Source organism: Enterobacter sp. 04-C-12-SI-ECC (assembly GCF_047530715.1).
Taxonomy (GTDB): domain Bacteria; phylum Pseudomonadota; class Gammaproteobacteria; order Enterobacterales; family Enterobacteriaceae; genus Enterobacter; species Enterobacter bugandensis.
This window is the reverse complement of record NZ_JBLKDI010000006.1, coordinates 60,959-72,945: the sequence shown is the minus strand read 5'-3', so window position 1 is coordinate 72,945 and position 11,987 is coordinate 60,959. Positions and strand designations below refer to the sequence as shown.

The window sequence follows — 11,987 nt, the reverse complement described above, 5'->3', positions numbered from 1 at the left end:
GGAGTGCGTTGTGGCACAGGAATATACTGTTGAACAATTGAACCACGGCCGTAAAGTCTGGGACTTTATGCGCTGGGACTACTGGGCCTTCGGCATTTCAGGTTTCCTGCTGATTCTGTCCATCGTCATTATGGGCGTGAAAGGCTTTAACTGGGGTCTCGATTTCACCGGTGGTACGGTCATCGAGATCTCCCTGGAAAAACCGGTCGATATGGACCAGATGCGCCTGTCTCTGCAGAAAGCGGGCTTTGAAGAGCCGCTGCTGCAGAACTTCGGCAGCAGCCGCGACATCATGGTGCGTATGCCGCCGGTGCACGATGCCAACGGCAGCCAGGAGCTGGGCAGCAAGGTCGTACAGGTCATTAACGAAACCACCAGCCAGAGTGCGGCGGTCAAGCGTATTGAGTTCGTCGGCCCGAGCGTGGGTGCGGACCTGGCGCAAACCGGCGCCATGGCGCTGCTGGTGGCGCTGATCTCCATCCTGGTGTACGTCGGTTTCCGCTTCGAGTGGCGACTGGCGGCTGGTGTGGTTATCGCCCTGGCGCACGACGTGGTGATTACCATGGGCATACTGTCTCTGTTCCACATTGAGATTGACCTGACCATCGTGGCATCCCTGATGTCCGTGATCGGTTACTCACTGAACGACAGTATCGTGGTATCTGACCGTATCCGTGAAAACTTCCGTAAGATCCGTCGCGGCACGCCGTACGAAATCTTTAACGTGTCGTTGACCCAGACGCTGCATCGTACCTTGATCACCTCCGGTACTACCCTGATGGTGATCCTGATGCTGTTCCTCTTCGGTGGCCCGGTGCTGGAAGGCTTCTCGCTGACCATGCTGATCGGTGTCTCCATCGGTACGGCGTCGTCTATCTACGTGGCGTCCGCTCTGGCACTGAAACTTGGCATGAAGCGCGAGCACCTGCTCCAGCAGAAGGTCGAGAAAGAAGGGGCGGATCAGCCGTCCATTCTGCCGTAAGGCGACGTTTAGCGCGTTATCGGAATCCCGGTCTGTTGACCGGGATTTTTTTTATCTGCTCCTGACAAACACTCCTGACAGTATGCTGTCAGGAGCCCTGCCGTAGACTCCTTCTGAACCCAAACAACAGGCAGGAGGATGTATGAAAAGCGTAATTAACTGGTTTGAAATTCCGGTTTCGGATATGGATCGCGCCATCAAATTTTATGAGCCGGTGATGCAGCTCGCGCTGCGTCGCGAGAAAATGGACATTGCCGAGCTGGCGGTTTTCCCGCATGAGGATCCCGCCACCGGAGGAGCGCTGGCAAAATTTGACGGCGTTACGCCCTCTTTGCAGGGCGCTATTATTTACCTGCATACTGACAATCTGGCGGCCACGCTCGATCGCATTGCCTCTGCGGGCGGCGAGTGCGTGTTTGGCCCGCTGGAACTGCCGCATGGTATCGGCACTATCGCACTGTTTACCGACAGCGAGGGTAACCGCGTCGGCCTTCATCAACCTGCCTGAGAGCGAATGACGTTATGACCCGACGCGCTGACCGTTTGTTTCAGATTGTGCAGATCCTGCGGGGCAGGCGTCTGACAACGGCAGCGCATCTGGCGGACCGGCTTGGCGTGTCCGAGCGCACGGTCTACCGCGATATCCGCGACCTGTCGCTTTCCGGCGTGCCGGTGGAAGGCGAGGCGGGAAGCGGATATCGGCTGATGTCGGGTTTTGACCTGCCGCCGCTGATGCTGACAAATAAGGAATCCGAAGCGCTGATGGTCGCGATTCGCCTGCTCAAAACCTGGGGAGGTGAATCGCTGTCGCGCGAGCTGGAGTCGGCCCAGGAGAAGGTGCTGGCTATTCTGCCTGAGGAGAGCCGCAGAAAGGCGGAGCAGACGCGGATCTACGCCCCGGATTTTTGCATGCAAAGCCACTCCCGCAGCGATTTTGACATGATTCACCAGGCGATTTCCGCTCAGCGCGTATTGGCGTTGCATTATCGTGATGAAGCCGGGCTGCTCTCTAAACGTGAGGTACAGCCGCTGGGGTTGTTCTTCTGGGGGGAGCGCTGGCTGCTGGCGGCATGGTGTGAACGGCGCGATGACTACCGCTGTTTCCGGCTCGACCGGTGTCTCAATGTTGTAATGACGGAGAGGCGGTTCAGTGAGAGTGCGGACAGGTCTTTGGCGGATTTTTTGCGCAAGGTGAAGCAGTAAAAAGCCGGGTGGCGAGGTAAAAGCAAAACGGCAACGATGTTGCCGTTTTTTGTGTTTGCGCCCTCTCCCGTGGGAGAGGGAAGGGGTGAGGGCACCAGCCCGCACAATCCCGCACTGATTAGAAGTTGTAACCCACGACCAGGTAACCACCCCAGCCGGTAGAGCGGACGCTAAAGTCGCCGTTACCGAAGTTCAGGCTCGCATCGTCGTTCCACTGGCCACCGTTGTGCCAGTAACGCGCAACAACAGAGTAGTGCCAGTGATCGTAGTTCAGCGCCAGGATGTGGCTGGAGGCGATGGAATCGTTGGTACGCGCTTTCTTGCCGTTCAGGTCACGGAAATCGTCGTCGCCCAGGTCTGAGCCCCAGTCAAAGTTAGTGAAACCGATGTAGCTCAGATTACCGCCCCACAGCTGGGTAATTGGCACGAAGTATTTCACTTTGAAACGGTAGCCGTCCCACTCGTTTTCATTCGCTGCGCCGTAGTTCTGCCACTGGTATTTTGCATACACGTTCAGGGACAGGCTCATTGGCAGGCCGGTGTCAATGTCAGTACCCAGACCCATATACCAGGTGCTCTGACGACCGGACTTATTGCGGCCCATGTCGTAGATGTAGTTGTTTGCGAAGTACCACTCTTTGAACGGACCAAACGCCAGGCTGGTACCGGTCAGTTTGTCGATGGAGAAGCGCGGTTCAATCTCCATGAACAGTGGGGAACCGTGGTTCCAGATACCTTTCGCATCGGTGTTACCACCGAAGAACACAGGCGCATCCATATAGCCGTAGAAATCAAACCAGTCTTTCTTGGCGAACGCTTCATATTCCAGGTAGGTATCGTTGCGGATCTGCGGTCCGAAACGGGTGTGGTAGCTGCCTACCACGTTAACGCTCTGGTGCCACCAGTCGGAGAGGTATTGTGGTTTCTCGTTTTCCGCTGCGTTAACAGTGAAAGAGGAGGACAGTGCCAGAACTGCACCGGCTGCGAGTAATGTTTTTTTCATAATCATGCCACTGATTGAAATTCCCTTCCGGGAGTGAAAAATGCGCGAATTGCGTTTCTAAATATTTCGTGTTTCTGCGGTGCCTATTATAGGAATCCCTGCTCACAAAAATATGTGTTGTTTCACATATCTCTCACACGCGTAATCGATTGCGTTCACGTTTGCGTACTTTAAACGGCCGGGATTGTAGCGGCAATCATTTCTGTTGCCAATCCATACGAAATGTAAATGTTAGCGGAGTGACATTTCACTCCGCTCAAAAGGAAGGGATTACTGCGCGGCAGGTTGGATGTCGTGAATGCGGATAAAGCCTAACTGCTCAGGCGTAAGTCCGCTTAGCTGAAGTGGAATATCCACATCGCTGGGCGCTAACACGCTGGCCGGAGCGGTGAACAGCTGGTTCTTCACGTTCACCTCCTGGTAGCTCTCCGTGGTGCCCTGGATCTGGCCCCACTCTACGGTGCCGCTGAAGGCGGGCAGCGGATCGTTGGACTCACCGTGAATACGTAATGTTGCGCGCGTACCATCCGCATTCGCCGCCACATTCACCAGAGACATCTTCAGCGTGCCAATCTGGCTATTAAGCAGGGCAGGCGTATTCGCTCCTGGCAGCAGATATACCCCGCTGGTGGATTTAGCGTTCAGCGCGTTTTGCTGGGTGATCTTCACCGTTTCTTTGTTCAGTTTGTCCATCGCCGTGTTGAGCGTATTCACGCTTTGTTTCATCTGGCGGACTTCGGTTTGCTGTGCACAGGCACTAAGGGTGAAGAGGCTCCCAACCAGTAAAATTTTCAGGTAACGTCTTGTCATAGCGTTTATTCCTTGAAATGACGGATCCCCATAATGGTAGCCAGCAACGTACCGCCAGACATAGATCCTTTATCTCAAAAAAGCTCCTCCTTTGTTGTCAGGCCAGATCAGGGTAAAATGAAAATCAGTTAACCAGATAACAGGGATACCGTATGCATTGCCCATTCTGCTCCGCTGTGGATACCAAAGTCATCGACTCTCGCCTTGTGGGCGAAGGGTCTTCTGTGCGCCGTCGTCGGCAGTGTCTGGTGTGCAACGAGCGTTTCACGACCTTTGAGGTTGCAGAGCTGGTAATGCCGCGCGTGGTAAAAAGTAACGACGTGCGCGAGCCGTTTAACGAAGAGAAACTGCGCAGCGGAATGCTGAAGGCCCTCGAAAAACGGCCCGTCAGCGCGGATGATGTCGAAATGGCGTTAAACCACATTAAATCTTACCTGCGTGGCCTGGGCGAGCGTGAAGTGCCGAGCAAAATGATCGGCAACCTGGTGATGGAGCAGCTGAAAAAGCTCGATAAGGTCGCCTATATCCGCTTCGCCTCTGTCTACCGTAGTTTCGAAGATATCAAAGAGTTTGGCGAAGAGATCGCCCGCTTACAGGATTAAGCCCATGCAGGATGAGAAGTACATGGCGCGAGCCATGAAGCTGGCGCAGCGCGGTCGTTTTACCACCCATCCTAACCCCAACGTCGGGTGCGTTATCGTGAAAGATGGCGAGATCGTGGGGGAAGGGTTTCACTATCGCGCAGGCGAGCCGCATGCTGAAGTGCATGCCCTGCGTATGGCGGGGGAGAAAGCGCGAGGCGCGACGGCCTACGTGACGCTGGAGCCATGCAGCCACCACGGACGCACGCCGCCGTGCTGTGAAGCGCTGATTGCGGCAGGGGTTTCGCGCGTGGTCGCCGCTATGCAGGATCCTAACCCGCAGGTGGCGGGCCGCGGACTGTATCGTCTGCAACAGGAAGGGATCGACGTCAGCCACGGCCTGATGATGCAAGATGCAGAAGCCATCAACAAAGGCTTCCTGAAGCGCATGCGCACCGGTTTTCCGTTTATTCAGCTCAAGCTGGGCGCCTCGCTGGACGGGCGTACGGCAATGGCGAACGGTGAAAGCCAGTGGATCACCTCGCCGCAGGCAAGGCGCGATGTGCAACGTCTGCGCGCGCAAAGCCATGCTATCCTCACCAGCAGTGAAACCGTTCTGGCTGACGATCCGGCCATGACCGTGCGCTGGGATGAGCTGAATGCCGATACCCAGGCGCTTTATCCGCAGGAGAACCTGCGCCAGCCGCTGCGTATTATTATTGATAGCCAGAACCGCGTGACCCCGGCGCACCGCATCGTGCAGCAGCCGGGTGAAACCTGGATTGCGCGCACCAAAGAAGATACGCGCGAATGGCCGGAAGGCGTGCGCAGCATTATGGTGCCGGAGCATAACGGACATCTGGATCTCGTGGTGCTGATGATGTTGCTCGGCAAGCAGCAGGTGAACAGCATCTGGGTCGAAGCCGGTCCGACGCTCGCGGGCGCGCTGCTCCAGGCGGGGCTGGTGGATGAACTGCTCGTCTACGTTGCGCCTAAACTGTTAGGTCACGATGCGCGCGGCCTGTTTGTGCTGCCTGGCCTTGAAAAACTGGCCGATGCACCGCAACTCACATTCAGCGAGATTCGTCCGGTGGGTCCGGATGTCTGCCTCCATTTAAAGACAGCGTAATTGCTCCCGAAATAGGGAAGCAGTGCGCAAAGTATTATGATAAAATCCGCCCCCCTGCGGGGCCAAATGAACCCGTAAAGGAAGAGTATGAACATTATTGAAGCTGCTGTAGCTACCCCGGACGCTCGCGTCGCCATCACCATTGCGCGTTTCAACAACTTCATCAACGATAGCCTGCTGGAAGGTGCGATTGACGCCCTGAAACGTATCGGCCAGGTTAAAGATGACAACATTACCGTTGTTTGGGTTCCAGGCGCTTATGAACTGCCACTGGCGGCGGGCGCGCTGGCGAAAACCGGTAAATACGACGCGGTGATTGCGCTGGGTACCGTTATTCGTGGCGGCACTGCGCACTTCGAATACGTTGCGGGCGGTGCAAGCAACGGTCTGGCACACGTTGCGCAGGATGCTGAAATTCCTGTCGCGTTCGGCGTGCTGACCACCGAAAGTATTGAACAAGCCATCGAACGTGCTGGCACCAAAGCCGGTAACAAAGGTGCAGAAGCTGCACTGACCGCGCTTGAAATGATCAATGTATTGAAAGCCATTAAGGCCTGATTTTTTTGTAAGGGGAATTCCGTGAAACCTGCTGCTCGTCGCCGCGCCCGTGAATGTGCCGTCCAGGCACTTTACTCCTGGCAGTTGTCCCAGAACGACATCGCTGATGTTGAATACCAGTTCCTGTCAGAACAGGACGTGAAAGACGTTGACGTTCTGTACTTCCGTGAACTGCTGTCGGGAGTGGCGACTAATAGCGCGTATCTCGATGGCCTGATGAAGCCATACCTGTCCCGTCTGCTCGAAGAGCTGGGTCAGGTGGAAAAAGCAGTGTTGCGTATCGCGCTGTTTGAGCTGTCTAAACGTGATGATGTGCCGTACAAAGTGGCCATCAACGAAGCGATCGAACTGGCGAAAACCTTCGGCGCTGAAGACAGCCACAAGTTCGTTAACGGCGTACTTGATAAAGCCGCACCTGCGATCCGTCCCCACAAAAAGTGATCCGCAAACCGGAGTTCTGCATTGCCTGACGGGCAGTGCGGCTCCGGTTTTTTCTTTTATTTGCTGAGGCATAACGTATGGCATGCGGCGAATTCTCCCTGATTGCCCGTTATTTCGACCGTGTCAGAACCTCTCGTCTTGATGTTGAAACCGGCATTGGCGATGACTGTGCACTTCTCAATATTCCTGAAAAGCAGACGCTGGCAATCAGCACCGACACCTTAGTGTGCGGACGTCATTTCTTACCTGATATCGATCCTGCCGATCTGGCGTATAAAGCGCTGGCGGTCAACGTCAGCGATCTGGCGGCAATGGGCGCCGACCCGGCCTGGCTGACGCTGGCCCTGACGCTGCCGGAGGTGGATGAAGCCTGGCTTGAAGCGTTCAGCGATGCGCTGTTTGAACAGCTGAACTACTACGATATGCAGCTGATTGGCGGCGATACGACTGCCGGGCCGCTATCGATGACGCTGGCGATCCACGGTTATGTGCCGCTCGGTCGCGCGCTGAAGCGCTCGGGCGCTAAACCGGGCGACTGGATCTACGTGACCGGGACGCCGGGAGACAGCGCGGCAGGGCTGGCGATCCTTCAGGATCGCTTAAACGTGAAGGACGCTGACGATGCGGCGTATCTGGTGAAGCGCCACCTGCGCCCGACACCGCGTATTCTGCACGGTCAGGCGCTGCGCGAGCGGGCCAGTTCGGCTATCGATCTCTCTGACGGTCTCATCTCGGACCTCGGCCATATCCTGAAGGCCAGCGGGGTGGGCGCGCGCGTTGACCTGGATCTGTTCCCGCTTTCGGAGCAACTGCTTCGCCATGTGGAGCCTGAGCAGGCGCTGCGCTGGGCGCTCTCCGGTGGGGAAGACTACGAGCTGTGTTTCACGGTGCCAGAGTTGAACCGTGGAACGCTGGATGTGGCATTGGCCCATCTTGGCGCAAAGTTTACCTGCATCGGTCAGATCATGCCGGAGAGTGAAGGGCTGAAGTTTGTGAAAGACGGTGCGCCCGTTACGCTGGACTGGAAAGGGTACGATCACTTCGGGTAAGTTTGTGCGCTCAGTATTGCCGGGTAAGCGTACGCCACCCGGCAAGTGTTTACTTAAACCCCACCACCGGATGCTGCTGATACGGCGTCTCCAGCTCGGCAACCTGCTCCGGCGTCAGCGATAAATCCACCGCGCTTAACAACTCGTCCAGCTGTTCTTCCCGCGATGTACCAATAATCGGTGCGGCGACACCCCGCTTGCCCAGCAGCCACGCCAGCGCCACCTGCGCGCGCGTTGCGCCGATATCGTCGGCGATCCCGGCTAAACGTTCGGCAATCAGCGCATCGCTGGCTTCGGTACCGGAATAAAGATTTTTACCCACTTCATCCGATACCAGCCGCGCCGTGGTTTCTCCCCACGGACGGGTTAAGCGTCCGCGCGCCAGCGGGCTCCACGGGATCACCGCCACGCCTTCCTGGTAACAGAGCGGCAGCATCTCGCGTTCTTCTTCCCGGTAAATCAGGTTGTAGTGATCCTGCATGGTGACAAAGCGTGCCCAGCCGTGCTGCGCCTGGAGATCGAGCGCCTGAGCAAACTGCGACGCGTGCATTGACGACGCGCCGATATAGCGCGCTTTACCCGCTTTCACGACATCGTTCAGCGCTTCAAGCGTCTCTTCAATTGGCGTGTTGTAATCCCAGCGGTGAATTTGCAGCAGATCGACGTAATCCATGTTCAGGCGTCTGAGACTGTCATCAATGGAGCGCAGGATCTGCGCGCGAGAGAGGCCTTCAGCCAGATCGCCTGACGGGTAGTACACCTTGGTGGCGACCACAATCTCATCCCGACGGGCAAAATCACGCAGGGCGCGGCCCACAATCTCTTCGCTGCTGCCGTCAGAGTAGCTGTTGGCGGTATCGAAGAAGTTGATGCCGCAGTCTATGGCGCGCTTGATGATAGGGCGGCTGCTCTCTTCCGGCAGCGTCCAGGCGTGATTTCCCCGGTCAGGCTCGCCAAAGGTCATGCAGCCCAGGCAAAGCCGGGACACCCTGAGGTCCGTTTTTCCTAATGTCGTGTATTGCATGGTTCCGCTCCTGCTGTTTAAACAATACGTTTAAGCATAGCAGGAGCAGAAAAGGGGAGGGATCAGGCCAGCCAGCTGCGGATTCTGGCTTCGATACCGGCGGCGTCCAGACCGATGTCGGCACGCGCCTCGTCCTGAGTGCCTTGCGGGATGAAGTGGTCCGGCAGGCCGAGGTTCAGCACCGGAACCAATTTACGGTTCGCCATCAGTACCTCGTTAACGCCGCTACCCGCGCCACCCATGATGGCGTTCTCTTCCAGCGTGACCAGCACGTCATGGCTTTCCGCCATGCTCAGAATCAGAGACTCATCGAGCGGCTTCACAAAGCGCATATCCACCAGCGTCGCGTTCAGGGCTTCAGCGACTTTTGCCGCTTCCGGCATCAGCGTACCAAAGTTCAGGATCGCCACTTTTTCGCCGCGACGTTTCACCAGACCTTTACCGATGTCCAGTTTTTCCAGCGGCTGAAGTTCAACGCCAAGGGCATTGCCGCGCGGATAACGTACCGCGCAGGGGCCGTCCTGATAGTGGTAGCCGGTATACAGCATCTGACGACACTCGTTTTCGTCGCTTGGCGTCATGATGACCATGTCCGGGATGCAGCGCAGGAAGGAGAGATCAAACGCCCCCTGGTGCGTCTGGCCGTCGGCCCCCACGATGCCCGCGCGATCGATAGCAAACAGCACCGGCAGCTTCTGGATGGCAACGTCATGGATCACCTGGTCGTAGGCGCGCTGCAGGAAGGTGGAATAAATCGCCACCACCGGCTTGTAGCCGCCAATCGCCAGGCCTGCCGCAAAGGTGACCGCGTGCTGCTCGGCAATGGCGACGTCGAAATACTGGTCCGGGTATTTTTTGGAGAACTCGACCATGCCGGAGCCTTCACGCATGGCAGGCGTAACCGCCATCAGCTTGTGATCTTTTGCCGCCGTCTCGCACAGCCAGTCGCCAAAGATTTTTGAGTAGCTCGGCATTCCGCCGCTGCTTTTCGGCAGGCAGCCGCTGGTATGGTCGAACTTTGGCACCGCGTGGAAGGTGATCGGATCTTTCTCTGCCGGTTCGTAGCCACGCCCTTTTTTGGTCATGATGTGCAGGAACTGCGGGCCTTTCAGGTCGCGCATGTTTTTAAGCGTGGTCACCAGACCCAGCACATCGTGCCCGTCCACCGGGCCGATATAGTTAAAGCCCAGCTCTTCGAACAGCGTGCCCGGCACGACCATGCCTTTGATGTGTTCTTCGGTACGCTTGAGCAGCTCTTTGATCGGCGGCACGCCGGAGAAAACTTTTTTCCCGCCTTCCCGCAGCGACGAGTAAAGCTTGCCGGAAAGCAGCTGCGCCAGATGGTTGTTCAGCGCGCCGACGTTCTCGGAGATCGACATTTCGTTATCGTTGAGGATAACCAGCATGTCCGGCTTGATATCGCCCGCGTGGTTCATGGCTTCAAAAGCCATCCCGGCGGTGATCGCACCGTCGCCAATCACGCAGACGGTGCGGCGCTGCTTGTTCTCTTTCTCGGCGGCAACGGCAATACCGATGCCCGCAGAAATGGAGGTAGAGGAGTGGCCGACGCTCAGCACGTCATACTCGCTCTCACCGCGCCACGGGAACGGGTGCAGGCCGCCCTTCTGACGAATGGTGCCAATTTTATCGCGACGTCCGGTCAGAATTTTGTGCGGATAAGCCTGGTGGCCCACGTCCCAGATAAGCTGATCGAACGGCGTGTTATAGACGTAATGCAACGCCACGGTCAGCTCAACCGTGCCAAGCCCGGAGGCGAAGTGGCCGCTGGAGCGGCTAACGCTGTCGAGCAGGTAGCGACGCAGCTCGTCACACAGCTTCGGCAGACTCTCTTTCGGCAACAGACGTAACTCCTGGGTGGAGTCAACTAACGCCAGTGTCGGGTATTTGGCAATATCAAAACTCATCAAAGGCTCATCGAGATATATAGTTTATTTATCACGCTGGATTATATAGTCCGCTAGCGCTTCCAGTGCCGAGGTATCCAGCGATTGCGCGGCCAGCTCATTCAGCGACTGGCGGGCATCGTCAATCAGATCCCGGGCTTTACGTTGGGCTTGCTCAAGACCCAGCAGGGCGGGATAGGTACTTTTGCCAAGCTGCTGGTCCGCACCCTGACGTTTACCCAATGTTGCAGTATCGCCCACCACATCCAGAATGTCATCCTGAACCTGGAATGCCAGACCGATACTTTCTGCGTATATGTCCAGAATCGGCAGGGCTTTGCGCCCTTGCTCACCCGCGCTCAGCGCGCCCAGGCGAACGGCGGAACGAATAAGCGCGCCCGTCTTATGGCGATGAATACGCTCCAGCTGTTCCAGATTAACCTGACGTCCTTCCGCTTCAAGATCCAGCGCCTGACCGCCGCACATGCCGGCCACGCCGCTGGCCATTGCCAGTTCGGAGATCATCGCCAGGCGGTCGCGGTCGGCCACTTCCGCCATCGGCGCATCACTGAGAATCGAGAACGCCAGCGTCTGCAAGGCATCGCCCGCCAGAATGGCATTCGCCTCGCCAAACTTAATGTGGCAGGTTGGCTGACCCCGGCGCAGATCGTCGTCGTCCATCGCCGGGAGATCGTCGTGGATCAGCGAGTAGGCATGGATGCACTCCACGGCGGCTGCCGGGGCGTCCAGCGTATTATCGCTGATGCCAAACATGTTGCCCGTGGCATACACCAGGAACGGACGCAGCCGTTTTCCCCCTAAGAGTGCGCCATAGTGCATGGCTTCAACCAGTGGAGTGTTCTGAAAAGGCTGCGGCTCAATAAAACGGCGCAGGGCGTCGTTGGCGCGAACGACGCGCGCCTGAAGCGCGTTGGTAAAATCCATTTACTCGGCGTCCGGTGTGAATGGCGTGGTTTTAGCGTCTTCGCTGTCGGAAAGCAGGATCTGCACACGCTGCTCGGCCTGCTGGAGTTTTACCTGCCCCTGGCGCGCAAGCTGCACACCGCGCTCAAATTCGTTGAGGGCGTCTTCCAGCGGTAAATCGCCGCTCTCGAGGCGGGTAACAATCTGCTCAAGCTCACTCAGCGCAGTTTCAAAACTGGCCGGTGCGTCGTTCTTCTTCGGCATAGTGAATTAACTCTTATATTCTTCGCCCCAACATGGTAACGGACTCGGGGCAATTATCAAATAACGCGAGTGGCGCGATGGTGGTATACTTGCGCGCCTGGATGCAGCCACGGGT

At 57.0% G+C, this 11,987-nt stretch carries 14 protein-coding genes; 8 read left to right on the top strand and 6 right to left on the bottom strand.

From position 1 onward, the window contains the following. Window positions 1–10 precede the first annotated feature (10 nt). The 3 genes from secF to ACMWL8_RS11020 all read left to right on the top strand — a co-directional run bounded on the left by secF (window position 11) and on the right by ACMWL8_RS11020 (window position 2,185). Window positions 11–982, top strand: coding sequence for a protein translocase subunit SecF (gene secF / locus ACMWL8_RS11030; protein WP_045259890.1), 972 nt, complete (start codon window positions 11–13; stop codon window positions 980–982). A 142-nt stretch (window positions 983–1,124) separates the two neighbouring features. Then, window positions 1,125–1,490, top strand: a complete 366-nt coding sequence (locus ACMWL8_RS11025; RefSeq protein WP_045259891.1) for a VOC family protein — start codon at window positions 1,125–1,127, stop codon at window positions 1,488–1,490. Between the two features lie 14 nt (window positions 1,491–1,504). After that, a complete protein-coding gene (locus tag ACMWL8_RS11020; RefSeq protein WP_028012145.1) occupies window positions 1,505–2,185 on the top strand; it encodes a helix-turn-helix transcriptional regulator in 681 nt (226 codons plus the stop codon). Window positions 2,186–2,303: 118 nt separating this feature from the next. Here ACMWL8_RS11020 and ACMWL8_RS11015 read toward each other — a convergent pair whose 3' ends face one another. Further along, window positions 2,304–3,188, bottom strand: coding sequence for a nucleoside-specific channel-forming protein Tsx (locus ACMWL8_RS11015; RefSeq protein WP_028012146.1), 885 nt, complete (start codon window positions 3,186–3,188; stop codon window positions 2,304–2,306). A 270-nt stretch (window positions 3,189–3,458) separates the two neighbouring features. Further along, a complete protein-coding gene (locus ACMWL8_RS11010; RefSeq protein WP_028012147.1) occupies window positions 3,459–3,998 on the bottom strand; it encodes a DUF3251 domain-containing protein in 540 nt (179 codons plus the stop codon). A gap of 152 nt (window positions 3,999–4,150) precedes the next feature. Between ACMWL8_RS11010 and nrdR the strand changes: the two genes are divergently transcribed. The 5 genes from nrdR to thiL all read left to right on the top strand — a co-directional run bounded on the left by nrdR (window position 4,151) and on the right by thiL (window position 7,756). Then, window positions 4,151–4,600 carry a transcriptional regulator NrdR gene (nrdR, locus tag ACMWL8_RS11005; protein ID WP_008503337.1) on the top strand — a complete coding sequence of 150 codons (450 nt, stop codon included), beginning with the start codon at window positions 4,151–4,153 and terminating at the stop codon, window positions 4,598–4,600. Between the two features lie 4 nt (window positions 4,601–4,604). Beyond that, window positions 4,605–5,708 (top strand): bifunctional diaminohydroxyphosphoribosylaminopyrimidine deaminase/5-amino-6-(5-phosphoribosylamino)uracil reductase RibD, encoded by a 1,104-nt coding sequence (gene ribD / locus ACMWL8_RS11000; protein ID WP_045259892.1) that lies wholly within the window; start codon window positions 4,605–4,607, stop codon window positions 5,706–5,708. 87 nt (window positions 5,709–5,795) lie between these two features. After that, complete coding sequence (gene ribE / locus ACMWL8_RS10995) at window positions 5,796–6,266, top strand: 6,7-dimethyl-8-ribityllumazine synthase (protein ID WP_006176874.1); 471 nt, start codon at window positions 5,796–5,798, stop codon at window positions 6,264–6,266. Window positions 6,267–6,287: 21 nt separating this feature from the next. Then, window positions 6,288–6,707, top strand: a complete 420-nt coding sequence (gene nusB / locus ACMWL8_RS10990) for a transcription antitermination factor NusB (protein WP_006809908.1) — start codon at window positions 6,288–6,290, stop codon at window positions 6,705–6,707. A 77-nt stretch (window positions 6,708–6,784) separates the two neighbouring features. Further along, window positions 6,785–7,756 (top strand): thiamine-phosphate kinase, encoded by a 972-nt coding sequence (thiL, locus tag ACMWL8_RS10985; protein WP_041911088.1) that lies wholly within the window; start codon window positions 6,785–6,787, stop codon window positions 7,754–7,756. 49 nt (window positions 7,757–7,805) lie between these two features. On the opposite strand, the gene ACMWL8_RS10980 is transcribed toward thiL, so the two are convergent. From ACMWL8_RS10980 to xseB, 4 genes are all read right to left on the bottom strand, one after another. Further along, entirely contained in the window at window positions 7,806–8,780 is a 975-nt protein-coding gene (locus ACMWL8_RS10980) for an aldo/keto reductase (RefSeq protein ID WP_045259893.1), read from the bottom strand. Between the two features lie 62 nt (window positions 8,781–8,842). Next, window positions 8,843–10,705: a 1-deoxy-D-xylulose-5-phosphate synthase gene (gene dxs / locus ACMWL8_RS10975; RefSeq protein ID WP_045259894.1), complete on the bottom strand. Its 1,863-nt coding sequence runs from the start codon at window positions 10,703–10,705 to the stop codon at window positions 8,843–8,845. Window positions 10,706–10,729: 24 nt separating this feature from the next. Further along, window positions 10,730–11,629, bottom strand: a complete 900-nt coding sequence (gene ispA / locus ACMWL8_RS10970; protein ID WP_045259895.1) for a (2E,6E)-farnesyl diphosphate synthase — start codon at window positions 11,627–11,629, stop codon at window positions 10,730–10,732. Continuing rightward, window positions 11,630–11,872 carry an exodeoxyribonuclease VII small subunit gene (xseB, locus tag ACMWL8_RS10965; RefSeq protein ID WP_003859094.1) on the bottom strand — a complete coding sequence of 81 codons (243 nt, stop codon included), beginning with the start codon at window positions 11,870–11,872 and terminating at the stop codon, window positions 11,630–11,632. It lies immediately after the preceding gene. Window positions 11,873–11,987 lie beyond the last annotated feature (115 nt).

What these genes read in the sequence shown, in the direction of transcription:
- ACMWL8_RS11025 (WP_045259891.1), top strand. Translation starts at nt 1,125, where the DNA reads ATGAAAAGCGTAATTAACTGGTTTGAAATTCCGGTTTCGGATATGGAT.
- ACMWL8_RS11020 (WP_028012145.1), top strand. Translation starts at nt 1,505, where the DNA reads ATGACCCGACGCGCTGACCGTTTGTTTCAGATTGTGCAGATCCTGCGG.
- ACMWL8_RS11015 (WP_028012146.1), bottom strand. Translation starts at nt 3,188, where the DNA reads ATGAAAAAAACATTACTCGCAGCCGGTGCAGTTCTGGCACTGTCCTCC.
- ACMWL8_RS11010 (WP_028012147.1), bottom strand. Translation starts at nt 3,998, where the DNA reads ATGACAAGACGTTACCTGAAAATTTTACTGGTTGGGAGCCTCTTCACC.
- nrdR (WP_008503337.1), top strand. Translation starts at nt 4,151, where the DNA reads ATGCATTGCCCATTCTGCTCCGCTGTGGATACCAAAGTCATCGACTCT.
- ribD (WP_045259892.1), top strand. Translation starts at nt 4,605, where the DNA reads ATGCAGGATGAGAAGTACATGGCGCGAGCCATGAAGCTGGCGCAGCGC.
- ribE (WP_006176874.1), top strand. Translation starts at nt 5,796, where the DNA reads ATGAACATTATTGAAGCTGCTGTAGCTACCCCGGACGCTCGCGTCGCC.
- thiL (WP_041911088.1), top strand. Translation starts at nt 6,785, where the DNA reads ATGGCATGCGGCGAATTCTCCCTGATTGCCCGTTATTTCGACCGTGTC.
- ACMWL8_RS10980 (WP_045259893.1), bottom strand. Translation starts at nt 8,780, where the DNA reads ATGCAATACACGACATTAGGAAAAACGGACCTCAGGGTGTCCCGGCTT.
- dxs (WP_045259894.1), bottom strand. Translation starts at nt 10,705, where the DNA reads ATGAGTTTTGATATTGCCAAATACCCGACACTGGCGTTAGTTGACTCC.
- ispA (WP_045259895.1), bottom strand. Translation starts at nt 11,629, where the DNA reads ATGGATTTTACCAACGCGCTTCAGGCGCGCGTCGTTCGCGCCAACGAC.
- xseB (WP_003859094.1), bottom strand. Translation starts at nt 11,872, where the DNA reads ATGCCGAAGAAGAACGACGCACCGGCCAGTTTTGAAACTGCGCTGAGT.